Here is a 22,995-nt window from a genome sequence, read left to right as displayed (position 1 = left end):
TTCAGATGTCGCAGGGAATGCGAAGGTGGATGCAAGTATAGTGCCCCGGTGAGGAGGCGAGGTCAAAGGAGAAGGCCGGACCGAAGAAGAGGCGAAGCCGCCGCGTGATGTTTCCCAGGCCGATGTGCTCCCCCTGCTCCAACGCGCGGTCATCCTTGCATAGACGGTAGATTTCTTTGAGCCGATCTTCGGAGATGCCGTGCCCGTTGTCCGCGACGCGCAGCGAGAGGCGACGGTCGGGATCGATCTCCGCCGCGATCAGAATTACGCCGGGACGGTTCAGCCCCGACAGCCCGTGCAGAAGGGCGTTTTCGACCAGCGGCTGCAGCGTCATGGAGAGCACCTTCGCTTCCTTCGCCTCTTTACTGGCCCGGACTTTGAGGGTCAGCGGCTCGGCGTACTGCGGCCGCAGGACGTTGAAATACCCCTCCACGCTGCGGAGCTCTTCGGCGAGGGTGACGACCATATCCGCGCTGAGCAGGTACCGGTAGCTCCGGGACAGGCCGCGCACCTGCTCCTCGATCTCGGGCACGCCGTGCCGCTGCGCGAGAGAACGAATGCATTCCAGCGCGTTAAAGAGAAAGTGCGGGTTGATCTGCGTGCGGTAGGCGTAGAGCTTGGCGCGCGTCTGCTCCTCCTGCGCGGCGTAGAGCCTCTCCCGTGCCTCGCTCTCGTTTTGGTTCGCATCTTCAATCTCGGCCAGCATGCGGTTGATGGCGTCGGAAAGGGTGACGAATTCCTCCATTTTGGCGGGGCGCACGCGCGTGTACTGCGTGTGGCGAATCGCCTGCACGTCGGAAACAAGGCGGCGCAGCGGACGCGCCACAGAGCAGAAAAGGAGCAGGAAGAGCGTGAGCAGGACGGCCATTTCGCCGAGCAGGAGCATCACCGCGATGTTTCGCAGGCGTGGGGCGCTGCCGGAGAGCGCGGCGCGCGGGGTCAGGAACACGAGCGTCCAGGGCAGGCGCGGGGACGTGACGCGATAGAGGAACGACTGCCCGCGTAATCCCGTGTCGCTCGACAGCACGAGCGCGCGCTCGCTTTCCGTCAGGTCGCGTCCGGAGGCGATCAGGCTCCCCTCCGAAAGGAGGCATACCGTGCTTCCCTGTGCTGAATTCCCCTGCAGGGTTTGCAGCATTCCGCGCAGATCACAGGCGACCGCGCATAGCGCTTCGGGCCTGGAGCCGACCTTGCCCGGACGGATGTCCGATACCGGCATGACATATAAAAAATAGGGACGCGCTTCGCCGGTGGCGCTGTTGAAGAAGACGGGGCTGAAGAAGGGCTCGCGCTCCAAAGCCCCCTCCTCCAGGTACGCTTTCAGCCACGGGCGGCAGACGGACTTGGCGCCTGAAAGCACGTAGCCCTGCCTGTCGGAGGTGCAGAGCAGATAGATGAAATCCGCATAGACGTTTCCGTCGCGCAGCAGGTTGATCACCTGGTCTGCGTCGGAGCGGGCACGCAGATAGTCGCTGGGCACCTGCGTGAAGAGCACCGTCTGCACCTGCGGCGCGTACGCGGCGGCCTTGGCCGTGGTTTCCAGGGTTTCGACCGCCAGACTGACCTGCGTTTCCATGCTGTAGGCCAGCGTCGCAAAGGAATGGCTCGCGTAGGCGTCGATGGCCTGGTCGTACGAGAGCAGGCAGAGCCCCACGACAGACAGCGTGCTCAACGCGAGCGCAAGCGCGGTACATTGAAGGCTTTTGCGCAGCGAAGGCAACTTCGTTTTCAAGGCAGGACACCTCCGTCGGGCTTCTTGTCGATATCCATTGTATATCTTTGTGGAAAAAGTGAAAAGCAAATTGGACGAAATGTGGAGGATCGTGCGATAAAACGCTACGATCCTCCCTGTCTTTTGGATTGTAAGAAACGTAAAATACAGTTGCACATCAAAAAGCGGGGGATGCACGATGAATCGAACGGCAGCTACGGCACACGGACCGCGGGGGCTACGACGCCTTGGTGCGGAGGTCTACAAGAATCGCATGGTGTATACGCTCGTCCTTCCCGGGCTGATCTGGTATCTGCTCTTCGCCTATGGGCCGATGGGCGGGCTGTCCCTGGCGTTCAAGACCTACCGCGCGAACCTGGGGATCTGGGGGAGCCCCTGGGTCGGCATGCAAAATTACCATTACGTCTTTCGGGATGCGGCCTTCTGGAGGTCCGTCTGGCGGACGCTTTACATCAACCTGGGGCGCCTGATCTTTGAATTTCCGATACCCGTGTTCCTCTCGCTCATGCTCAACGAGCTTCGCGTGGGCCGGTACAAAAAGGTGCTTCAAACCGTCTTCACGTTTCCGCACTTTCTGTCGTGGATCATCGTCTCCAGCGTGCTGATCAATTTCCTGTCGGCGGAGGGGCTCGTCAACAGCATCCTCAAAAACTGCGGGGGCGAGGCGTTTCATTTTCTGGGCAATACCGCGACCTTCCAACCGATGCTCTACATCACGGCGATCTGGAAGGGCGCGGGGTGGAGCGCGATCATCTATCTGGCCGCCATCAGCGGCATCGACGTGGACCAGTACGAGGCGGCGGAAATCGACGGGGCTTCGCGCCTGCAGCGCGTCGCGCATATCACCCTGCCGAACATCCTGCCCACCGTCATCGTGATGTTCATCCTGCAGACCGGCAATCTCATGTCCGCGGGCTTCGACCAGATCTTTAACCTCTCTAACGTCGCCGTTCGGGACGTGGCGGAAACGCTGGATATGTTCATCTATCGCATCACGTTCCAGGCGCCGCCCGACTTTGGCTTTTCAATGGCCGTCAGCCTGTTCCGGTCGGTCATCAACATGGCGCTGCTGGTGCTCGCGGACAGGGGCGCGAAGCTCATGGGCGGGAGCGGTTTGTTCGCATGAAGGAGGAATGCAGATTGAAGGGTCATCAAGCGGCAGCGGGAAGACGGGAGCGCATGGAAGCGCTCGACGTCGTGCTGCTGATCGTCGTCACGCTCTGGGCGCTTTTGATTATCGTGCCGGTGTACAACGTCGTCGTCATTTCCCTGACGCCGCAGAAGGCTTACCTGGATCATCCGGTTCTTCTGTTTCCGCAGAACGTGACGCTCAAAAATTACGCGGATCTGTTTGAAGACGGCAGAATTTTTACGGGCTACCGCAATACGCTGTTGATCCTCGCGTGCGGCCTGCCGCTGAACCTGCTGCTCACGACCAGCTTTGCGTACGGCACCAGCCGGGGAAACTACCCGGGCAGAAGGCTGCTTTTCATGATGGTGCTCTTCACGATGATCTTCAACGGCGGCATCATCCCCATGTACCTCATCATGAAGCAGATGAAATTGACCAACACGGTTTGGTCCGTCGTGCTGGCTTACGGCATCAACACGTTTTACATGATCATCATGCGCAATTATTTTTCCACGCTGCCGGAGTCGCTCATGGAATCCGCCAAGCTGGACGGCGCGGGCGAGTGGCGTACCCTGATCTCCATCGTGCTGCCGCTTTCCCTGCCCATCATGGCGACCATCACGCTCTTTTACGCGGTGGACCGTTGGAATGAATGGTACAACGCCATGATCTTTATCCAGCGCTCCGGCCTGCAGCCGCTGCAGCTCGTGCTTCGGGCCATCGTCATCGAGTCGCAGGTGCTGGATTCGTATGCGAGCGCGGACGCGCTCATCGACGCGCAAAAGTTTTCGATGGGCCTGAAATCTTCTGCGGTCGTCGTGACGATGCTGCCCGTCATGTGCGTGTTCCCTTTTCTTCAAAAGCACTTTGTCAAAGGCGTGATGGTGGGGGCGATTAAGGCGTAAGCCTGAAAACATATGAAAGGAGGATATGAATATTTACATTTCACATGTTGCAGGAGTATGATAACACAGATTGGAGGAGAAAGCATGTCCATGAAACGTTTTTTTAGCTGCCTGCTTGCGGCGGCGATGCTCGTGTCCGCTTTTGCGGTTCCCGCGCTGTCGGAGGACGGCCGGGCGCAAAAATATACCTACACCTGGTGCACGCCGGGCGCTCCGGACGGAACGGATTATACCGCAGGGGACGCCTACGCGAAGTTTTTTACCGACCAGTACAACATCGAATGGGACAAGATCAACACGACGTTTGACAACCACACCGAAAGGCTCCGCATCTGGATTAACTCCGGCGATATGCCCGATTTGGTGAACGAGTGGAATTTTAACTTCAGCGAGCTCAAGAGCTACGCGGAGCAGGAGCTCGTCGGCCGTTTCCCGGACGACTGGAAGGAGCGCTGGCCGAACCTGGCGAGCGCCTATGCCCGCACGGGCGTCGGTGAGGAGCTCGAAGAGCGCCTGGGCGGAACGTACGCGCTGCCGCACCCGATCTTTGCGGAACATCAGCCGATCGATCCGCTGGTCTGGCATTACGTTGCTTACATGCGCAAGGATTGGATGGAGGCGTGCGGGATCGAAATCAAGGACAGCTACACCGTCGAGGAGCTGCTTGACATCGCCCGCGCGATCAAGGAGAAGGATCCCGGTCAGGTAGGCGCGAATCTCAAGGTCATCAACACCCACGTGGCCTACATGGCTTACTTGATCCCCTATGCGCTCTACGAGGGCGCGTGGCCGGACGGCGTGTTTTTCAGGGATGCGGACGGGACGGTGCAGTGGGGACCGGCGCAGCCCGAGATGCTGCAGGCGCTGAAGGTCTATCAGCAGGCCTATCGGGAGGGGCTGATCAACCCCGAGTTCTACACGCTCAAGACCAACGAGGGCGCGGAGGATTTTTATACGACGGGCAACACCGCGATCACGGTGGAATGCGGCATGGCGGTGTTCATGGATCGCTATCGCGGGTACATGGAGGCGAACCTGGGGCTCAACTACGACGACGTGGTGCATACGGCGGTCATAACCGGCATGGACGGCAGGTATCACAGCGCTGAGCTGGCGAACTTTGCGAATGCGCTGCTGGTGTCGCCGCAGCTCGTGGCGGACACGCCGCGCTTCGAGCGGCTGATGGACTTCCTCGACTACATGTGCACGGACGACGCGCAGCTCGTGCAGCGCCTGGGGCTTGAAGGCATCGACTGGAAACGCGCGGAGGACGGGGAGATCGAGGTGCTCACGCCGGGCGTCGTGCGCGAAAAATACGCGACGGCGCAGCGCTGCTGGAGCAACGTGTACGTGCTCTCCGACGACTTCGGCATCATCAATCCCACCTATCCACAAATTTATCGCGATCGCGTGAAGACGCTGTACGAGATCAAGCACGAGCTCGGCGCCGGTACCGTGCTCGATGCGGACTGGGATCTGCGCTTTTACACCTCCCCGTCCCGGGATCGCGTCAGCTTCATCTACCCCGATGAATACGCGGCGCTGATCCTGAAGGAGGGCGATTTGGAGGAGAACTGGAACGCCTGGGTAAAAGAGGCGATGAACACCTATATTCAGCCTGTATTGGACGAGATGAACGCGCTCAGCAAATAAGGACATCACATGGCGCCGCGCGGCAAGCGCGGCGCCGTGTTTGAAAGCGGGAGGATATCATGGAACGCACATATTGTGGCGCGGAGGGCGCGACGCTTCGGTATACCCTTCATCTGCCGCCTGCCGAATCGCAGCCGCTTTACGTCTGCTTGTATTCGGGGGAGCGGCCGGAGGAGCGGAGCGCGCAGCAGGCAGGCTACGTCCTGATACGAACGGAGAAGGGCTGCCTGACGGATGCCTGCGCGTTAAAGGCGATCGCAGCCCTGCTGCACGAGATCTGCCGGGATCCGAGGGTGGACGACATGCGCCTCTACCTTCTGGGCGTGAACAGGGGAGCGGACGGCGTCTGGGCGCTGCTTTCGCTGTATCCCCGTCTGTTTGCGGCCGCTGTACCGGTTGGCGGCTGGGGGGATCCATACGCCGTGCGCACGGTGTGCACGACGCCGGTCTGGAGCTTCTACCGCCCGGAGGATACGCCCCAAACGCCTGCAGGCGGGGCACGAGGGCTGGCGGACGGCAGGCTGATGACCCTTTCCCTTCGGGGGCAGGGGCATGAGCAGGCGCTTTGCAGCGCGTGGACGGATGAAAACCCCTTGGAACGCGCGGACGTACAGCGTTGGCTGCGCGCGCAAAGCCGCCGCACGCAGCTGGAGATTCACTGCATCCGGCCCGGTCTTTGGCATATGGAGGATTACTTCCGGGCTTCGTGCTATCTCGTGGAAGGGAAGGAGAAGGCCCTGCTGATCGATACGGGCATGGGAGAGGTAGACCTGCCCGCCGTCGTGTCGCACTTGACGCGCCTGCCGGTCGAGCTGGCCATTACGCATGCGCACGGCGATCATTACGCAAACGCGGGCGGCTTTGCGCCCGTATACCTGCATGAACGCGACGTGAAGACGCTGCCGCGGCAGATCGAGCGCTTCCGCCTGCGCCATCCCGACGCCGCGCAGGCCGACCCCGTGAAAGCGGATGCGCTGCGCCCCGTGAAAGAGGGCGACGTCATCGACCTGGGCGGCGGAATACGCTTTGAGGTGCTCGAGCTCCCGGGGCATACGGTGGGCTCGGTCGCCTATGTGTGCGAAAGTCTGGGGCTGATCTTCACGGGAGATGCGATGGGGTCGGGGGAAATCGTCCTCCTGTACGGGCAGCGCGACGAGCTTCACGACGTAATTGCCGGGTATCAAAAGCATCTGCGGCACTTCATCGCACGGCTTGAAGGGATGGCGGAAATGACGTTTTTTGGCGGACACCGCATGCAGGACGCGAGCTGTGAACTTCTCGAGCAGGAGCGCATCGTCAGCGGCGGCATCGCCTATTACAACCCCCTTTGCCTGCAGGTCGCCCGGGATATGGAAGGGCTTTGCGGCGAAATTCTGGCCGGTCGCTGCCTCCCCGCGGAGGATGGGACGGCCCTCACATTCAAATATCGCCGCGGGGGCATCGTTTACCGGCTGGAGCCGCGGGTCGTTTGACGCCTCTGCGTGCTCCGCGCTTGTCCCTTCGCCGGCGATCTGATATAATAGGGGAAAACGCCGCAAGGAGAAATGCGTCTATGCAAAAGCTGCCCCCCATCATCGCCGTCGTCGGCACCAACGCCTCCGGCAAGAGCGGGCTTGGCGTCGAGCTCGCCCTGCGCTACGGAGGCGAGATCCTCTCCGCCGATTCGCGCCAGGTGTTCCGGGGGCTCGACCTGGGCAGCGGCAAGATCACCCCGGAGGAGATGAAGGGGGTTCCCCATCACCTGCTCGACGTGCGCGCGCCGGGGGAGTTCTTCTCCATGGCGGACTTTCAGCGCCTCGCGTACGAGGCCATCGAGGCGATCCGGGGCCGGGGCGGCTTGCCGTTCATCGTGGGGGGCACGGGGCTGTACGTCGATTCCGTGGCGGACGGCTACGTGCTCTCCGACTGCGCCCCGGACCTCGAGTACCGCGCGGAGCTGGAAAAGCTCGACACGCCGGAGCTTTACCGAAGGCTCATGCAGCAGGCGCCGGACGCGCAGATCGATCCCCGCAACCGCAACCGGGTCATGCGCGCGCTGGAGCGGCTGAAGGCGGGGGACTACCACCCCGGGCGCAAGGAGCCCCGCTACGACGTGCTGCGCCTGGGCGTCACCTGGGATCGGGAGACGCTCGGCAGGCGCATCGACGAGCGGCTTTCGCGAAGGCTCGGGCAGGGCATGATAGACGAGGTGCGCGGGCTGCTGGAGGCGGGCGCGAGCGCGGAGTTCCTGCTGGGCCTCGGCCTCGAGTACCGCTACATCTGTCAGTACCTGCTGGGCGAAATCCCTACGCAGGAGGAAATGGCGGACCAGCTCGCGGCCGCGATCAAGAAGTTCGCCAAGCGCCAGATGACCTGGTTCCGCCGAAACCCGGACGTGCTGTGGCTCGACATGGCGGGCGACCCCATGGCGCAGGCGTGCGAGGCAATCGACGCGTTCCTCGAAAAACACGGAAAATAGCCGCAAAAAACAAGCGCCCGACGGCGGAGAGCTCCGCCGTCGGGCGCTTTGGCTATCGGCAGGGCCGACGGCCTAAGGCAAAATGAAGGCTTGCGTTGCACGAAGGACGCGGGAAATGTGTCCCACCGCAAATGCCGCGCGTTTGACGGCAGGGTGCGGGGAGGGCCGTGCCCAGCGCGCCGATCGGGGCGCAGCGGGCAGAGCTTATCGATACGACTTCTTTGATAGAAGAGGAAGCTTCCCCTTTTTTAGGACGACGCTTTGCCGATCATCAGAGCGCCCACTCCCGCGCGAGAAACTCCGCGCGCGCCTCGATGAACGCGCGCAGCATCTCCACGTTTTCCGCGTGCGTCCGCCCGATCGGCGCGGCGGTCGTGGGGTTTTTCGGAATCGGCCAGCGCACGAAGTTCATCGCCGCGGAGTCCTCGATCTCCTGCGCGTAATCGGAAAGGGAACGCATCTGCCCGCCGTCGCCGGTCAGGTCGAGCAGCAGGGGCAGAAAGTCCTGCGCGTAGAGGCACGCGACCGCCGCGCGGAAGTCCTCGTGCGCGTACAGGGCGGGCCACCAGTACTTCCCTCCTGAACGGGTGGCGACGGAAAGCCCCTCGGGCCGCAGCACGTCCATGCCCTTCTCCCGCGCGTAGCCCGCGTAGGCGCTGTCGTAGTCCCAGGCGGGCCCGGCGTAGAGCAGCGTGCTCTGCGCGTCGCGCGGCTTGTAGAAGAACTGGCTGCTCTGGTTGCCGTCGTAGTTCTTGCTGATCTCCTCGATCAGGTACTTGCGCGCGAGGGAGGGCAGGTCCGCGATCTCGTCGTAGCGCAGGCCCGAGGACGGGTCCACGCCGTCCGGAGAGCGGATCGCGTCCTCAAAGCGCTGCAGGAGCGACGTGATGTACGCCATCTGCGCCTTTGAAGCGTATTCCGGGCTCTTGACGACCAGCACCGCGCCGCCCTGCGTGGTGTAGGCGCTCGGTTCCTCCTTATAGCGCACGGGATAGGCCTCGTATTCGACCAGGTACCCGCCCGTGATGTCCGCCGGGTCTGCGGGCAGGTCGAAGTACTTGAAGCCGCCAGCCAGGCTTTTCGCGCTGCCCTTCTGCGCAAACGTCTCGGCCTTGCAGCCGAGAAACGCCTCCGTCTCCTTTTGCAGGTCGTCGATGTCCACGCGGCCTTCGTTCACCTCGACCTTTTCGCACAGGAGATAGGTGCCGCGGTACTCGCCGTTCATGTACAGATCGACGGATTCGCTCTCCGGCGTGCAGGCCAGCCCTGAAAGCGCGGCCAGGTCCAACGTAACCTTGTTGCGCAGCAGCGAGCGGTCGCGCGCGTTGCCGATCAGAACCCAGCGCTTGGCCTTGTCCATGCCGAGCAGCGGCTCCCCCTTCTCCAGCTTGATCTGGTAGGACTTCTTGTTGAACTGAAAGGACGAATTGCCGCGCGCCTTCACGTGTTCCAGCGCGCCCTGCGCGAGCGGCTCGCCGTCCGCGCTCAGCAGCGCGTATGCGCCGGGCTCCTTGTTCGTCTTCTTTTCGTGGATGAACGAAAGCGTGCCGGACTGCGTGGTGATGAAGAGCGAGGGCACGGAGGAGGACTGCATCACCCGCACGTCCAGGGCTTTCCCGCCGGCCTCGAGGCGAACCGTGTCGCCGTCCGCCAGGTGCGGCGCGCCAGCGCCGCGACTCAGGCGCGCACCGGCAAGGACGACGGGCTCCGGGCCGTAAATGCGCCATTCCTCCGTGCGGATGCCGGAAGGAAGAAAAAGGTAGCAGCCCGTCCTGTCCTGATAGAGCGAGATGCGCGGCGCGCCGTCCGGGGTGCCGCGGGCGAGGCAGAACGCCTCCGCCCCGGCGCAAAGCGGAAGGAGCAGCAGAAGAAGAAGCGGCAGCGCGGCGCGGTATGCGCACAGGCGCCGCGATTTAGCGGACATCCTGCACCTCTGCTGCGCCGGTGGGCGGAGAAAACGGCTCCCGGTCCGCCGCGCGGCCCAATCCTGTGGCGAGCAGCATTAGGGCCGCCACCAGGATCGCGATTTCCGCCAGGTCGATCATCCATTCACGCCTGATAAACCTCATGGGCTCCCCTCCTTTAGCGATGTCGTCCCTTGTTTCAGCGGATGCGCAGGGCATTTTCCATCTGGACGCCCGTCACGTTCCACGATTCGTCGCGTATCGCATAGGCGAGGTAGAGCTCCTCCGGCCACGGCTCCAGGACGGGCAGGGTGTACCAGGATTTGTCTCCGCCTGCGCTCATGCGGGCCTCGCCCACGTAGTTGCCGTCGCCGTCGGCAAAGCATATACGATTCCATCCCTCTTCGCAGGCGACGTCGTAGGCCGACGCCGGCCAGTTAAAGCCGGATTCCTCCGTGTATTTTGCGGTCATCGCGTCGATGGCTTCCTGCGTCGCGGTGAAATTCACGTTGACGTACAGGCTGAGCGGCGTGTAGACGACGTCGCCCACGCGCGCGGTGCTGTTTTCAAACTGCACGGCATAATCGGGGTGCTCTACGCGCTTCTGCTTGGCCATGGAAAGGTCCAGCTTGAAGGTAAACAGCCCGTGCTCCGGCGCGAGCATCGTTCCGTCCTCTAAAATCTTGGGCCTGTCCGCCTCCGTGTGCGGCAGGATGGGAATGCCGATTTCCACCTCGTCGCCCGTGAATTCGACGTCCAGAAGGTAGTAGTCCGCCTGCCAGTAGTGCAGCGCTTCGCCGGGGTTGGGGCCGCCGAAGACCTGCTCCCCGTGTATGGGCATGACCGCCTTGCCGTTGATGAAGACGTTGTCGTTCCACCAGCCGAAGCCCGCGTTCTGCGCGCCCTGCGGCGCGCCGTCGTAAATGTACCGGTTTTCGTCGCCCACGTCGTTTTCCCCCAGCAGATTGGGGTCGCTGTGGTCGCGCACGCTGTATACGAGGTAGAGCGTCATGCCGTCGTAGGTGGCTTCCTCCATGCGCACCTCGATGTCGCCCTCGCGGTAGGAGGCCAGGTCGCGCTGGAGCATTTCCGCTTCCTTTTCCTTGGGCAGGGTGATCCACCAGGCCTCCAGCGCGCTCAATCGGCTGGCGACCGCGAAAGCCACCGTCGCGAGCAGCAGCGCGGCGATCAGGATGAGGAGGCCTGTGCGGGACTTCCTGTGCGAATGCTTTACAACGGGGCGCTTCGGGGATTCCGTTTGTCCGGCTTCCTGCGATACGCGCGACGTGTCGAGACGGACGCGCCGGCTTCGCTCCGTCTTGCACGCGCCGGTTTCCTGTGCTACAATTTCCGAAAGCGTCTCTTCCATGGCCGCTTTGAAGAGGTCCGGTACCGGGGGAAGCGCCTGACGCAATTCCTTTTGAAACTTCGTGTCCATCTTTTCCATCACCCGATCACCTCCTCTTCGGACAGCATGCCGCGCAGCCGCCTTCGGGCGCGCATGAGCCGCATCTTGACGGTGTTCTCCGGTGTATCGAGCATTTCCGCGATCTCGCGGACCGAAAAGCCCTCCAGGTAGTGCAGCACCGTGGCGACCCGCAGGTCCTGCGGCAGCCGGTCCAGCGCGTCGCGCAGCGGCAGGGTGTCCGCGTCGCCCGTAGGGACGATGACCTCGTCCAGCAGCACGAGCCGCGCCCGCGCGCGCTTCCTGAGCATGGTGTTGCAGGTGTTGACCAGTATGCGCGTCAGCCAGGGCTTGAACGAAGACCCCTCGCGCAGGTCTCCCCGATGCTGCCAGGCGAGCATCAGCGTCTCCTGCACCGCGTCCGCGCAATCCTGATCGTTTCTCAGGATGGAGAACGAAACGTGGTACAGAAGCGTCTGCAGGCGCATCGCTTCTTTTTGAAATGTTACCGCATCCATCTTCTTCCCCCTTACCCCGCGCCGAGGCCCGGCGCTTGCTTGTCCATTCATCTACCTATTAAGATGCAAAAAGAGGGAAAAAGGTTCACCCGGCCGACAAAAAATTTTATCTTTGGGAGGAACCGCGCATGCACATCCGCTTTGCCGCGCCCGAAGACGCAGAGGCGCTGCTTTCGGTCTATCGCCCTTACGTCGAGCGTTCCGCGGCAACGTTTGAAACAAAGACGCCCACGGCGGAGGATTTTGCCGCGCGCATCCGTTCATTACAGGAGAGCGGCTTTCCGTATCTGGCGGCGGAGGAGGACGGGCAGGCGCTCGGATACTGCTACGCCTCCCCGTTCGCGCAGCGCGCCGCCTATCGCCCCACGGTCGACCTGTCGCTCTACCTCGCGCCCGAATGCCACCGCAGGCACGCGGGTCTGGCGCTGTATACGTGCGTGCTGCGCCTGCTTTCGGCGCAGGGGTTTGAAAGCGCGTTTGGCGTCATTACCGCCTCCAACGCGCCCTCCCGCGCGCTGCACGAGCGCATGGGCTTTCGGCTCGTGGGCACGCTGGAGAAGGTGGGGTATAAATTCGACGCCTGGCATGACGTGTGCTATTACGAGCTGTTTTTAGGGGAGCATCCGGTTCCGCGGCGCGAAATCCGGCCGGTTGACGCGCTGGAAAAGGCGTTTGTGGACGCGGTGCTGCGGGATGGGGAGGCGCGCGTCCTTCCGAGGGTCTGAAGTCAGGAGGTACTTATGGAATATTGGGATTTGCTGGACGAGAACAAGCGGGCGACGGGCGGGCTTCACCTGCGGGGCGAGCCCATGCCGGAGGGGCTATACCATCAGGTGGTCGACATCCTGACCGTGAACCCCAGGGGGGAACTGCTGATTACCCTGCGCCACCCGGCCAAGCATTACGGCGGCCAGTGGGAATTCACGGGCGGCTCGGCGCTGGCGGGGGAGACCTCCCGCATCGCGGCGGCGCGCGAGCTGTCGGAGGAGACGGGGCTTTGCGCCGCGCCGGACGCGCTCAAGCTGCTGCTGGAGCATCGGGGGCGTTCAAATTTCTACGACGAATACCTCTACCTTTGCCCGCAGGAGCGTCCGGCCATCGTCCTGCAGGAAGGCGAGACGGTCGATTTCCGCTGGGTCACGCGGGCGGTCTTCGAGCGGATGATCGAGGCGGGCGAGGTGTGCGTTCCGGTGATGGAGCGCTACGCGCTGCTGCGGGACAGGGTGCCCTTCTGACCGGCGGGCAGAAGGGAATTTGGGGCGGCAAAAAACAGGCGGAAGGGCATAAGCCTTTCCGCCTGTCTGGGTATGCGATTTAAAAGTCCGCGCTGCCCGTGGTGCGGGGGAAGGGGAGCACGTCGCGGATGTTGCCCATGCCCGTCAGGTACATGATCAGCCGCTCGAAGCCCAGGCCGTAGCCCGCGTGCGGCACGCCGCCGTATTTGCGCATCTCCAGGTACCACCAGTAGGATTCCTTATCGAGCTTCAGCTCGTCCATGCGCGCTTCCAGCACGTCCAGACGTTCCTCGCGCTGGCTGCCGCCGATCAGCTCGCCGATGCCGGGCACGAGCAGGTCGGCCGCCGCGACGGTCTTTCCGTCGTCGTTCTGGCGCATGTAAAACGCCTTGATCTCCTTCGGGTAGTCGTAGACGAACACGGGCCGCCCGAAGTGCTTTTCCGTGAGATAGCGCTCGTGCTCGGTTTGCAGGTCGCAGCCCCAGGAGACCGGGTATTCAAACGCCGCGCCGCTCTTTTGCAGGATGTCGATCGCCTCGGTGTAGGTGACGCGCGCGAACTCGCTGCCCGCGACCAGCGTCAGGCGCTCCAAAAGCCCCTTGTCCACGAACTGCCCCAGGAAGGCCATTTCCTCCGGCGCTTCCTCCATCACCTTTCCGACGACGAACCGAACCATCTCCTCGGCCAGGTCCATGTAGTCGAACAGGTCGGCAAAGGCGATTTCCGGCTCGATCATCCAGAATTCCGCCGCGTGGCGGGGCGTAAAGCTGCGCTCCGCGCGGAAGGTCGGGCCGAACGTGTATACGTTGCGGAAGGCGAGCGCGAAGGTTTCCACGTTGAGCTGGCCCGAAACCGTGAGGTTCGCGGCCTTGCCGAAAAAGTCCTTGCTCGAATCCACGCGCCCCTGCTCGTCGCGCGGGGGATTGTCGATGTCGAGCGTCGTGATGCGGAACATCTCGCCCGCGCCCTCGCAGTCGCTGGCCGTCACGATCGGGGTGTGCACGTAGACGAAATTGCGCTCGTGGAAGAATTCGTGGATCGCCTGCGCGGCGAGGGAGCGAATGCGGAACACCGCGCTGAACGTGTTCGTGCGCGGACGCAGGTGCGCGATGGTGCGCAGGTATTCAAACGAGTGGCGCTTTTTCTGCAGCGGGTATTCCGGCGGGCACGCGCCCACGACCTCGATCGCGTCGGCCTTGATTTCAAAGGGCTGCTTGGCCCCCGGCGTCAGCACCAGCGTGCCCGCGACGCGGATGGCCGCGCCCACGCCGGTTCTGGCGATTTCGGCGTAGTTGGAAAGGCCTTCCGCCTCGGCGACGATTTGCAGGTTCTTGAAAAAGGTGCCGTCGTTGAGCTCGATGAACGCGAACGCCTTGGAATCGCGCAGCGTGCGCACCCAGCCCGAAACGCACACGTCCCTCACATCCTGCGCGGGCGTGTTGCGGAAAATCTCCCGGACGGTCAGGCTTTGCATGTAAAAGTTCCTCCATCCCCATGGTAATATGATACGGATATTATACCATTGAGCGCGTGAAAAGCAACGCTCTTTTCGATCAAGCAGGCCCTTTTTCTGAAAAAAGCTGAAGAAAATGCAAAAAAGGCCTTGCATCGACGCTTAATCTGTGCTATTATATTGTGCGTACCGAGCGAATGCCATTCGAAAACGCTCGAAATTGAATACTTGGGGCATTAGCACAGTTGGTAGCGCGCTACATTCGCATTGTAGAGGTCAGCGGTTCGAATCCGCTATGCTCCACCATAAAAAGTCTGAAAGCTGCGGTTTTCAGACTTTTTGTTTGTTTTCTTCCCAATGTCAACCTTGTCTACAACCTGAAAGGGCTTTTTTCATCTCCTCTCGTAAGCGTTTCTTTCTCAGGGCAAGTCGTCGGTCTTGCCTGTGATCGGCAGGGTTTATGCGCGCGTGGGAACCAGGCTGAGCGGGAGATCAAAAATCTGATAAGACGCCGCCTGGCTTTTGCGGGGGCGCGAAGGAGGGGTGCGGTATGGCCGTCAAGGCGGGCGTGATATCCGACACGCATGGGCTGCTTCGTCCGCAGGTGCTGGACGTTTTGGCGAGCTGTGATTGCATTGTGCATGCCGGTGATTTTGACACCCTTAGGGTCTATGACGCGCTGAAAGCGGTTGCGCCGCTGTATGCGGTTCGCGGAAACAACGACGGCGATTGGGCGGCGGAGATGCCGCTCAGCCTGTCCTTCAGGCTCGAAGGCGTCGCGTTCTTCATGACGCACGACCGCAAGCGGATTCCAGAGGATCTGGCGGGGGCGCATATCGCGGTCTACGGCCACTCGCACCGGTATTCGGAGCAGGAGACGGACGGCCGCCTGCTGCTCAACCCGGGAGGCTGCGGAAGGCGCCGTTTCAGCCTGGAGCTTTCGATGGCCGTGCTTTGGATCGACGGCGGGAGCTTCCGGCTGGAAAAGGTGGCGCTGGATTGAGACGAGCGCGCCGGGGCAGCGCTTTGAACCGCGATGCCCCGGCGTTTTTTGCCTTATGGGGGCGAAACGCCGCGCATGCTGTCGTCGCCCTTGATCGGCCCATTGCTGACCCTCGTACAGCATACACGTTTAACGCCTTTTTTCCCTATCGTTCACGCAGCTTGCAGAGCAAAAGAAACGCGGCTTGCTGGACGCTGCAAATATTGAAGGGCTTATCCGTCATTTATTTCAGGCAATGAGGCGCGATGTGAACAAAAGTGCATGAGGAATCCAGCGGGCAGCTATGTTATAATATTCTCGGCAGATCCTAATGAATTTTCATCATGCGGGAATCCATGATGAAAAATCTGCCCTTGATTGATAGAAAAAGGTGGGGATTTGTGAATGGGCGCGTGGGCATCTTTGCATATACGCGAAAGGATGGGCCGGCTGACGAGAAAGCAGCGCTATCAGCTTAGCATCTGTTTTTGCGTTGGCCTGTTGGGGTGCATTACGTCCATTGTTGTCCTGAACATCGAAAGGGAAAATACCTCTCGCTATCGAGCGGAAAATTATGATCGTCTTGAAGTGAACACACAGCTGTTTTTGCAAGTTGTCGACGACACCGATTCCTTCTGCGAGAATCTGTATACCTCCATCGATGCACTGCCTACCCTTGAAGCGTATACCTCCACGGAGCTGCTCGCCCAAATGACCGAGCCAGGTTTTCACGTCGTGGAAAACATGTCCCCGTTTCAACGCGGCACTGACCCGCATAGGATGTTCAATCGCCTGCTGAGCTTTGCCATGGTCAATCAGAACTATTCCGAAATTGTGCTCTGTCTTCCGCATTCGGACGTATACATCGCCCTCGCTGAAAACGGGCGCTATGCCGCTGTATGCCATGGCGTCGAAGAGCTGCGCATGATAATCAATTTGCAGGGCGATACTGCAAATCTTAAAAACGGTACACTGTTGGCGGCGAAACCGACACATTACGCCTCCTCCCCGGTCTATGTCGTGTGCGCTGTCGACGATTCGTTTCTGCTTTGCGGCATCTCCGACGAGGTTTTTCAGGAGAGCCTGCTTCGGGACAGCAGCGGCAGGTCGTATGACACGGAACAGATGGTCTGCGTGCTGCCGGATGGACAGACGCTTATGAAAGGCGGCGGCGCGCTTCCCGTGGAGGAAGACCGTCTGCTCGGCGAAGCGCTGGTCGAGAATGTGGGGCAATACACGCTCATGCGCTTTGAGCTTGAGGCTCCGCGCTGTATGCTGATCGCCGTGCTTCGTGAAACAGGCGTAACTAGCGCCGTGACCTCCGCGTGGTTCAGACTGATGATCGCGCTCAATGTGCTTTGGGTGCTGTCCATGGTCTTTATTTACACTTATTTTATCCTGCACGTACTCAGGCCGCTCAGGCAAATCAGCGAGGAGGTTCCCGTTTCGGACGCGCAGGCGGAAGATCAAAGCAATACGGATGAGCTGGAAAAGATCGCGTACGCCATTCATCACTATTACCAGCAGCTCTCCACCAGCCAGAAAACCATCGATGAGCAGATTCGCCAGCTCCGCAGAGCCTGTCTGGAACAGCTCGCGCTGGATCAGTATCCCTCGCTGACCGCGGAGCAGCTCGAAGAGCTGGGGATTCCCGGACTCCTCAGCCGATACCTGCTCATAACCCTCTATCCCGACGATGGGCGCTGGGGACACGTGGATTGCAGCGATCAGGAGTATCGCTATCGTTGCCACATTACGCTCGCCGCTGTATCCGAGGCGCTGAGCCCTCAACTGGAGGGGCTGGACGCGCAATGCCTGATGCTGCAATCCTGCCTGCTGATCGTCGTGTGCGTTCCCGGAGACGAAGCAGAAGACTTCGTCCGCCAGCGGCTTGAAAGCTGGGTCTCCCTCATCAGCACACAGCTTTGCGAAAGATTGCAGTATGGCGTGAGCAAGGTTTGCTCCGGTCAGGACAGCTTCAGCCACGCTTACCATGAGGCCATGCTGCATGCCGCGCTCGTCGAAGAGAAGGAGAGCGGCCGTTCGGAGCATATCAGCCTCAACGCGCTGCTCAAGCAGAACATGCACATGGCGGACTTGGTCTACATGGAGCGTTACGATGAAGCCTATGCCTGTTTCAAGGAAATGGTCGAAACACTTTTCCAGCAGAAAAGCCGGCACCTGCGTACCCAGCAGCTTACCAGCATTCTGCAACTGACGCTGACCATGATTACCGAGACGAATGAAAGCAATATATTTTTGCTGGAGCAGATGAATTTGGATACCGCAGAGCTTCTCCGCCCCGAAGGAAAAAGCGAGGTGCTGTCCCTTTGGCAGCACGTATTTTGCCAGCTTGAGACGCACCGGGATAATCGGATTCACGGTCAGTATTCCGGGCAGTTTGCCTCGGTTTACCAATACATGCATGCGCACTTTCGCGATTCCGGCCTTTCGCTTTCAATATTGGCGGAGGAATTTGGCATGAGCGTATCCACGCTTTCCCGCGAGTTTCAGAAAAATTTGGGGCAGGGCTTTCTGGAGAGCCTGCATCGCCTGCGGATTGAGGCGGCCAAATATGAAATCGAACATACCAATGTGCCGCTGAGCGACATCGCCGTGGCCGTTGGGTACACAAATACACTGACCATGACGCGCGCCTTCAAAAAATACATGGGCAGCACGCCCAGCGTATTCCGCAAGACGGACACCGCACTCTAAACCACGCCGTCCTGTCCGAAAGACGGCGTAAAACAACATACGCCAGCGCCTGAACCCGCAGATTCGCGGGTTCAGGTTTTTTTGCGGCGGGAGTTTAGCGCGCGTTTTGTGAAGCGCCGAAGGCGCCTCGTACAGCACGTGCTTTCCTGTATTGTCGGGCGCCGCCGCTCCGCCTCCCTTTTAAACGGCGAGGCCTCATACAAAGCGGAGCATCAACTTTTCCGGCCCGTTCTTTCCCCGGCGAAGACCGGAAAAAGAGGGCGTCCTGACCCGCAAAAACTGATGCAGGCGAGGTTCATCTACGGTAAAACAGACGGGTTTTCGGGTTTTACGCACGCTACTCAGGGCCCGTATGCGAAAAAATCGGGCAATTTAGTGAACCTTGACCGCAAGAATTTGCACAAATATACTAACGGCAACGAGCGGGACGCAAACGACACACCGAAACCACCCAATGATTTCTGGAAAGGATGAACATGATGAACAACATCTCCCGCAGAACCTTTCTCAAGGGAGCATCGGCATGCTCAATGGGCCTGGCGGCCAGCAACATGCTGGGCATGCTCGGACCGTCCGCCGCTTATGCAGAAGCGCCCGTCGAATCACCCCATTATCAAGGAGGAAGTGCCATGAAAATCACCAAGGTTGAACCGATTCTCTGCGCGTCTCGCTGGCTGCTGGTTAGGGTCGAAACGGATTCCGGCATCGTTGGCTGGGGAGAATGCGGCGCGTGGGCCTGGCAGACAGCGACTGCCGAGGCGCTCAGGGTGCTGGAATCCCTGCTCGTCGGGCAGGATCCGTTCCGCATTGAATGGCTCTGGAATGCCATGACCCGCACGCCCCACTTCCGGGGCACCATCGTCAACGCCGCGATTTCAGGCATCGACATCGCCCTGTGGGACATCAAGGGGAAGGCGCTGGGCGTGCCGGTTTACCAGCTCCTGGGCGGCAAGGTGCGCGACAAGATCCGCGCCTATGAGACGACGTCGGGCAAGACGCCGGAAGAGGTGGCGAGCAAAGTCAAGGCGCTCGTCGACGAGGGCTGGAAGCACGTCCGGGTGCGCCCGTTGAGCTCTAACGCCTCGGATACCGTCGCGGCCATGTGCTCCAAGAACGAAGCCATGTTCAAGGCCATCCGAAAGGCCGTCGGATACGAAATCGATCTGTCACTTGAAATTCATCGCCAGTGCAAGCCGGTCGAGGCGATCGAAATCGGCAAGGTACTCGACAAGTACATCATTCACTTCTTTGAGGACCCATTCAACGATTATCCGGAGGTTGCCAAATACGTCTCCGCCCAGTGCCCGATTCCGATTGCAAACGGCGAGCGCTGCTTCAACATCTATGAGCTGGCCAACCTCGTGGATAACACCGACGTGGCCTATCTGCGTCCCGACATGTGCGTGATCGGCGGCATCACGGCCGGTATGAAGGTTGCACGCATTGCCGAGGCCAAGAGCGTGGGCATCATTCCGCACAACCCGTTGGGGCCGATTTCCACGGTCGCCGCGCTGCATATCGATGCCGTCGCGCCGAATTTCGAGGTGCAGGAATGGCCGGGCACGTTCGGCGACTTCAACGCTATGATCAAGGGCGCGCCCCTTAGCGTGGAGGACGGTTACATCACCATGCCGGAAGGCCCCGGCCTCGGAATCGACCTGGTCGAAAACATCGCGGAAAAGTTCCCCTTCCAGGGCAGGAAGCCGAGCTGGAGCACGCATGAGGACGGCTCCATCATCGACCGTTAATTTTCATCGGCGGAAGCCATGGCCTTTCAAATTTGAATTTAGGAGGAGACCCTCATGAAAAAGATTTTCACAATGCTGCTTTGCGCCATCCTCGTGCTGATGTGCGCCGCCGCATCCGCCGACTATGCGTTCGCAACGCACCATATCGGCTCGACCGTTCACCCGTATCAGCTGGGCGCTGAGTTCTGGAATGAAAAGCTGCAGGAGTACTCGAACGGCACGCTGTCTCTGGATATCTATCCGGCGAATCAGCTTGCAACCGGCTCCAAAGCCGTCGAAGGCAACGCGCTGGGGACGATCGATATCTGCATAGAGAACCCGATGAGCGTGTGCAACATCGTTCCGGCCTTCGACGCGATGAATCTGCCCTACATGTTTGATACTGCGGAACAGGCATTTGCGATGATGAAGACCGAGGAAGCGGAGGTTTTTGCGCAGGAGTGCGAGAAGTACAACCTCAAGCTGCTGGGCTACTGGTACAACGGCTGGCGCAACATTTCCAACTCCAAGCGTCCGATAGAAAAGGTGGAGGATCTAAAGGGACTGACAATTCGCATCGCTGAAAGTCAGGTCTTCGCGGACATGATGAATGCGTTGGGCATGAACGCGGTGCCGCTGGCCAATTCCGAGGTCTTCACCGCTCTGCAGATGGGCACGGTGGACGCACAAGAAAACCCGCAGAACAACTACATCAACAACAAGTACTACGAGGTAAACCGCTACTTTTCCATGACCCGCCACGTGTTTACGGTGGAACCGGTGACCATGAACCTCGATCTGTGGAACTCTCTCACCGTCGAGGAACAGGAGGCCGTGCAGAAGTCCTTTGACGAGGCCGCCGATTATCAGATCAAGCTGGCGCAGGAGACCGAGGAAAAGCAGCTTGACGAGGTGATCGCCGCAGGCGCTGATATCGTTGTGACCTACATCGACGACCTTACCCCGTTCAAGGAGGCTGTCGCGCCCGTGATTGAGAAGTACATGAACACCGACCTGCGCCCGTACATAGAAGCGCTTCAGGCCGCTCAGGCCAAGGTCAGCGAGTGACCCACTTCCCTCAAGGCCGGGCTCGTCCCGGCCTTCATTCCATGAAAAAGGAGGCCGGCACCTTGAACAAATTTTTCAGCGGCGCGGATCGGTTCTTTCAGAATATGGACCGCTTCGCATATCTGGGCGCTGCCGTTTCCGTGGGCGGGATGCTGTTTTGCGTCACGCTTCAGGTAGTCGCTCGTATGAGCGCGCTGACAGTCAACTGGACGACTGAGCTTTCGCAGTACTGCTTTCTCTGGAGTACGACGTTTGCCAGCTATATTGCGGCGCGCCGCGGTAAACTGATCGGTGTGGAGCTGATTCAAAACAAAATGCCGGGGGTCGTCAAACGCACGATGAAATGCCTTGCTTGGCTTATGTGCGGCATTTTCTACGGCATGGTGAACTATTATTGCGCAGTTCAGCTTCCGCGGCTAATGGAGCAATTTACACCGATACTTAAATGGCCGATGGGTCTTATTTACATCATCATGATGGTGGGGCTGTTGCTCCTGACGGTGTACAGTCTCTATTTGGCGCTAAAGGCGTTCTTTAAGGCAGACAGCACGAATGACGGAAGAGAGAAAACGGCGGCGGAGATCGCGGAGGAGGTTGAGTAGATGATACCCTGGCTGTTTGGCACATTCTGTATTCTTTTGCTGATCGGCACGCCGATTGGCGCTTGCCTTGGCCTGGCGGCCGTCGTCACGATTGTTATGACGGGTATGCGCGTCAATATGGTCGTCGTCGCGCAGACCATGTTTGCGGGAATGACCTCGTATCAGCTCATGGCAATTCCCCTTTTCATTCTGTGCGGCAATCTGATGGGGGATGGGGGACTGAGCAAAAAGCTGGTCGATTTTATCAACCTCTTTTTTCGCCGCTTCAAGGGAGGCTTGGCATACGTGACCATCGCCGCCAGTGCGTTCTTTGCCGCAATTTCCGGTTCCTCCCCGGCGACAACCGCCGCAATCGGCGGCATTATGACGCCGGAGATGGAGAAAACCGGGTACGATGAGGACTTTAGCCTTGCGACGGCCGCCGCCGCAGGCACGTTGGGACAGATCATACCGCCCAGCGTCGGCATGGTGTCCTATGCCGTTCTTGCGGAGGTATCTGTAGGGACGCTGTTTTTGACGGGCTTTGGCCCCGGCATTCTGATGGCGGTTATGATGATGATCTACGCGCACTTGTACGTGAAGAAAAATCCGAACATCATCGTGAACACAAAGCAGGTCACGAAAAAGGAGGCCGTCAGAACCTTCCTTGAGAGCATCTGGGCGCTCGTGATGCCTCTCATTATTCTTGGCGGTATTTACTCCGGAATTTTTACGCCGACCGAGTCGGGTGCGATTGCCTGCGTATACGGCATCATCTGCGGAAAATGGATTTACAAGACGTTGAAGTGGAAGGACCTGCCGAAGATTCTGGTGAATACGGCTGTCGGCGCGGGCACCATTATGCTCATTTTAGGCAGTGTGCAGACCTTCGGCTTCGTTCTGACGCGCGGACACATTCCGCAGATTTTGGCGGAGGCTATGCTAAGCATTACAACGAACAAGTATGTCATTCTGATGCTCTTCAACATTCTGCTCCTGTTTGCCGGCATGTTTCTCAACGCCGTTTCAGCCATTGCACTCTTCACGCCGATTCTTCTCCCGGTGCTTACGAGCGTCGGCGTCAATCCCTATCTGGTCGGAATCGTGATGATCGTGAACCTGGGGATCGGAATGATTACGCCTCCTGTGGGGAACTGTCTGTATGTCGCGTGCGGCATGAGCAGGCGGCTGAGCTTCGAGCAGATATCCAAGGCCTGCGTACCTTACATTATCGCGCTGGCAGCAGCCCTGCTCCTCATTACGTATTTCGAGCCGATTTCCATGGGCCTTGTCTGGCTGACCGGCGCAGCAGCCATATGACGCGGTTTGAAAAGGAGGAATGCTTTATGAGACTGGGCACAACAGAGATGATTCTCATCCTCGTTTTGGCGCTTGTCATCTTCGGCGGCGGGAAGATTGCCGGAATCGGCAAGGCGCTAGGGCAGAGCATCCGGGAATTCAAGAGCGAGATTCGGGATGCAAAGGACGCCGCGCAGGATGAACCGAAAAATGGCGCCGCGTAAA

Annotated in this window: 20 protein-coding genes and 1 tRNA gene; 15 read left to right on the top strand and 6 right to left on the bottom strand. The window is 60.0% G+C overall.

Translation table 11 applies throughout. The annotated features are described in order from the left end of the window. Position 1: 1 nt before the first annotated feature. Entirely contained in the window at positions 2-1,732 is a 1,731-nt protein-coding gene (locus C1725_RS16305; protein ID WP_102412743.1) for a histidine kinase, read from the bottom strand. A gap of 178 nt (positions 1,733-1,910) precedes the next feature. Here C1725_RS16305 and C1725_RS16300 point away from each other — a divergent pair, with 178 nt between their 5' ends. The 5 genes from C1725_RS16300 (at position 1,911) to miaA (ending at position 7,880) form a co-directional block, all read left to right on the top strand. Beyond that, a complete protein-coding gene (locus C1725_RS16300; RefSeq protein ID WP_102412742.1) occupies positions 1,911-2,858 on the top strand; it encodes an ABC transporter permease subunit in 948 nt (315 codons plus the stop codon). A 14-nt stretch (positions 2,859-2,872) separates the two neighbouring features. After that, positions 2,873-3,769 (top strand): carbohydrate ABC transporter permease, encoded by an 897-nt coding sequence (locus C1725_RS16295; RefSeq protein WP_346026756.1) that lies wholly within the window; start codon positions 2,873-2,875, stop codon positions 3,767-3,769. Between the two features lie 90 nt (positions 3,770-3,859). Continuing rightward, complete coding sequence (locus C1725_RS16290; protein WP_346026755.1) at positions 3,860-5,422, top strand: type 2 periplasmic-binding domain-containing protein; 1,563 nt, start codon at positions 3,860-3,862, stop codon at positions 5,420-5,422. 59 nt (positions 5,423-5,481) lie between these two features. Further along, a complete protein-coding gene (locus C1725_RS16285; RefSeq protein ID WP_102412740.1) occupies positions 5,482-6,894 on the top strand; it encodes an MBL fold metallo-hydrolase in 1,413 nt (470 codons plus the stop codon). Between the two features lie 80 nt (positions 6,895-6,974). Next, entirely contained in the window at positions 6,975-7,880 is a 906-nt protein-coding gene (miaA, locus tag C1725_RS16280) for a tRNA (adenosine(37)-N6)-dimethylallyltransferase MiaA (protein ID WP_102412739.1), read from the top strand. Between the two features lie 271 nt (positions 7,881-8,151). On the opposite strand, the gene C1725_RS16275 is transcribed toward miaA, so the two are convergent. From C1725_RS16275 to C1725_RS16265, 4 genes are read right to left on the bottom strand one after another with little or no spacing between them, the layout of a single operon-like run. Then, positions 8,152-9,804: a CotH kinase family protein gene (locus C1725_RS16275; protein ID WP_102412738.1), complete on the bottom strand. Its 1,653-nt coding sequence runs from the start codon at positions 9,802-9,804 to the stop codon at positions 8,152-8,154. After that, positions 9,794-9,949 carry a hypothetical protein gene (locus C1725_RS19505; RefSeq protein WP_346026754.1) on the bottom strand — a complete coding sequence of 52 codons (156 nt, stop codon included), beginning with the start codon at positions 9,947-9,949 and terminating at the stop codon, positions 9,794-9,796. The genes C1725_RS16275 and C1725_RS19505 overlap by 11 nt, the downstream gene beginning before the upstream one ends. A gap of 34 nt (positions 9,950-9,983) precedes the next feature. Continuing rightward, complete coding sequence (locus C1725_RS16270) at positions 9,984-11,231, bottom strand: hypothetical protein (protein WP_102412737.1); 1,248 nt, start codon at positions 11,229-11,231, stop codon at positions 9,984-9,986. Next, complete coding sequence (locus tag C1725_RS16265; RefSeq protein WP_102412736.1) at positions 11,231-11,707, bottom strand: sigma-70 family RNA polymerase sigma factor; 477 nt, start codon at positions 11,705-11,707, stop codon at positions 11,231-11,233. The genes C1725_RS16270 and C1725_RS16265 overlap by 1 nt, the downstream gene beginning before the upstream one ends. Before the next feature lie 128 nt (positions 11,708-11,835). Here C1725_RS16265 and C1725_RS16260 point away from each other — a divergent pair, with 128 nt between their 5' ends. Continuing rightward, positions 11,836-12,432 (top strand): GNAT family N-acetyltransferase, encoded by a 597-nt coding sequence (locus C1725_RS16260; RefSeq protein WP_102412735.1) that lies wholly within the window; start codon positions 11,836-11,838, stop codon positions 12,430-12,432. Between the two features lie 15 nt (positions 12,433-12,447). Next, entirely contained in the window at positions 12,448-12,942 is a 495-nt protein-coding gene (locus C1725_RS16255) for an NUDIX domain-containing protein (RefSeq protein ID WP_102412734.1), read from the top strand. A 79-nt stretch (positions 12,943-13,021) separates the two neighbouring features. Here the strand turns inward: C1725_RS16255 and asnS are convergent, their stop codons facing one another. Then, positions 13,022-14,416, bottom strand: a complete 1,395-nt coding sequence (gene asnS, locus C1725_RS16250) for an asparagine--tRNA ligase (RefSeq protein WP_102412733.1) — start codon at positions 14,414-14,416, stop codon at positions 13,022-13,024. 209 nt (positions 14,417-14,625) lie between these two features. Here asnS and C1725_RS16245 point away from each other — a divergent pair. The 8 genes from C1725_RS16245 to C1725_RS16205 all read left to right on the top strand — a co-directional run bounded on the left by C1725_RS16245 (position 14,626) and on the right by C1725_RS16205 (position 22,994). After that, positions 14,626-14,701 (top strand) — tRNA-Ala (locus tag C1725_RS16245). A 244-nt stretch (positions 14,702-14,945) separates the two neighbouring features. Next, a complete protein-coding gene (locus C1725_RS16240) occupies positions 14,946-15,398 on the top strand; it encodes a YfcE family phosphodiesterase (RefSeq protein ID WP_102412732.1) in 453 nt (150 codons plus the stop codon). A 567-nt stretch (positions 15,399-15,965) separates the two neighbouring features. Beyond that, positions 15,966-18,095, top strand: coding sequence for an AraC family transcriptional regulator (locus C1725_RS16235; RefSeq protein ID WP_346026753.1), 2,130 nt, complete (start codon positions 15,966-15,968; stop codon positions 18,093-18,095). Positions 18,096-18,724: 629 nt separating this feature from the next. Then, on the top strand, positions 18,725-19,843 hold the full coding sequence (locus C1725_RS16225; RefSeq protein WP_346026752.1) for a mandelate racemase/muconate lactonizing enzyme family protein: 1,119 nt from the start codon (positions 18,725-18,727) through the stop codon (positions 19,841-19,843). Positions 19,844-19,897: 54 nt separating this feature from the next. After that, complete coding sequence (locus C1725_RS16220) at positions 19,898-20,890, top strand: DctP family TRAP transporter solute-binding subunit (RefSeq protein ID WP_102412728.1); 993 nt, start codon at positions 19,898-19,900, stop codon at positions 20,888-20,890. 62 nt (positions 20,891-20,952) lie between these two features. Next, positions 20,953-21,492 (top strand): TRAP transporter small permease, encoded by a 540-nt coding sequence (locus C1725_RS16215; protein ID WP_346026751.1) that lies wholly within the window; start codon positions 20,953-20,955, stop codon positions 21,490-21,492. Beyond that, positions 21,493-22,791, top strand: a complete 1,299-nt coding sequence (locus C1725_RS16210) for a TRAP transporter large permease subunit (RefSeq protein ID WP_102412726.1) — start codon at positions 21,493-21,495, stop codon at positions 22,789-22,791. A 26-nt stretch (positions 22,792-22,817) separates the two neighbouring features. Continuing rightward, the gene (locus C1725_RS16205; protein WP_102412725.1) at positions 22,818-22,994 is read left to right on the top strand and encodes a twin-arginine translocase TatA/TatE family subunit; all 177 of its coding nucleotides are present in this window, start codon (positions 22,818-22,820) and stop codon (positions 22,992-22,994) included. Position 22,995 lies beyond the last annotated feature (1 nt).

It is taken from the genome of Beduinella massiliensis (genome assembly GCF_900199405.1).
In the GTDB taxonomy this organism is placed as follows: domain Bacteria; phylum Bacillota; class Clostridia; order Christensenellales; family Aristaeellaceae; genus Beduinella; species Beduinella massiliensis.
The sequence above is the reverse complement of the archived record's forward strand: the minus strand, read 5'-3'. Positions and strand labels throughout refer to the sequence as shown.

Bases quoted from the DNA above. Each gene is read 5' to 3' on its own strand.
- C1725_RS16255 (WP_102412734.1), top strand. From the start codon at position 12,448: ATGGAATATTGGGATTTGCTGGACGAGAACAAGCGGGCGACGGGCGGG.
- C1725_RS16285 (WP_102412740.1), top strand. From the start codon at position 5,482: ATGGAACGCACATATTGTGGCGCGGAGGGCGCGACGCTTCGGTATACC.
- C1725_RS16275 (WP_102412738.1), bottom strand. From the start codon at position 9,804: ATGTCCGCTAAATCGCGGCGCCTGTGCGCATACCGCGCCGCGCTGCCG.
- miaA (WP_102412739.1), top strand. From the start codon at position 6,975: ATGCAAAAGCTGCCCCCCATCATCGCCGTCGTCGGCACCAACGCCTCC.
- C1725_RS19505 (WP_346026754.1), bottom strand. From the start codon at position 9,949: ATGAGGTTTATCAGGCGTGAATGGATGATCGACCTGGCGGAAATCGCG.
- C1725_RS16290 (WP_346026755.1), top strand. From the start codon at position 3,860: ATGAAACGTTTTTTTAGCTGCCTGCTTGCGGCGGCGATGCTCGTGTCC.
- C1725_RS16210 (WP_102412726.1), top strand. From the start codon at position 21,493: ATGATACCCTGGCTGTTTGGCACATTCTGTATTCTTTTGCTGATCGGC.
- C1725_RS16270 (WP_102412737.1), bottom strand. From the start codon at position 11,231: ATGGAAAAGATGGACACGAAGTTTCAAAAGGAATTGCGTCAGGCGCTT.
- C1725_RS16300 (WP_102412742.1), top strand. From the start codon at position 1,911: ATGAATCGAACGGCAGCTACGGCACACGGACCGCGGGGGCTACGACGC.
- asnS (WP_102412733.1), bottom strand. From the start codon at position 14,416: ATGCAAAGCCTGACCGTCCGGGAGATTTTCCGCAACACGCCCGCGCAG.
- C1725_RS16265 (WP_102412736.1), bottom strand. From the start codon at position 11,707: ATGGATGCGGTAACATTTCAAAAAGAAGCGATGCGCCTGCAGACGCTT.
- C1725_RS16205 (WP_102412725.1), top strand. From the start codon at position 22,818: ATGAGACTGGGCACAACAGAGATGATTCTCATCCTCGTTTTGGCGCTT.
- C1725_RS16240 (WP_102412732.1), top strand. From the start codon at position 14,946: ATGGCCGTCAAGGCGGGCGTGATATCCGACACGCATGGGCTGCTTCGT.
- C1725_RS16220 (WP_102412728.1), top strand. From the start codon at position 19,898: ATGAAAAAGATTTTCACAATGCTGCTTTGCGCCATCCTCGTGCTGATG.
- C1725_RS16260 (WP_102412735.1), top strand. From the start codon at position 11,836: ATGCACATCCGCTTTGCCGCGCCCGAAGACGCAGAGGCGCTGCTTTCG.
- C1725_RS16225 (WP_346026752.1), top strand. From the start codon at position 18,725: ATGAAAATCACCAAGGTTGAACCGATTCTCTGCGCGTCTCGCTGGCTG.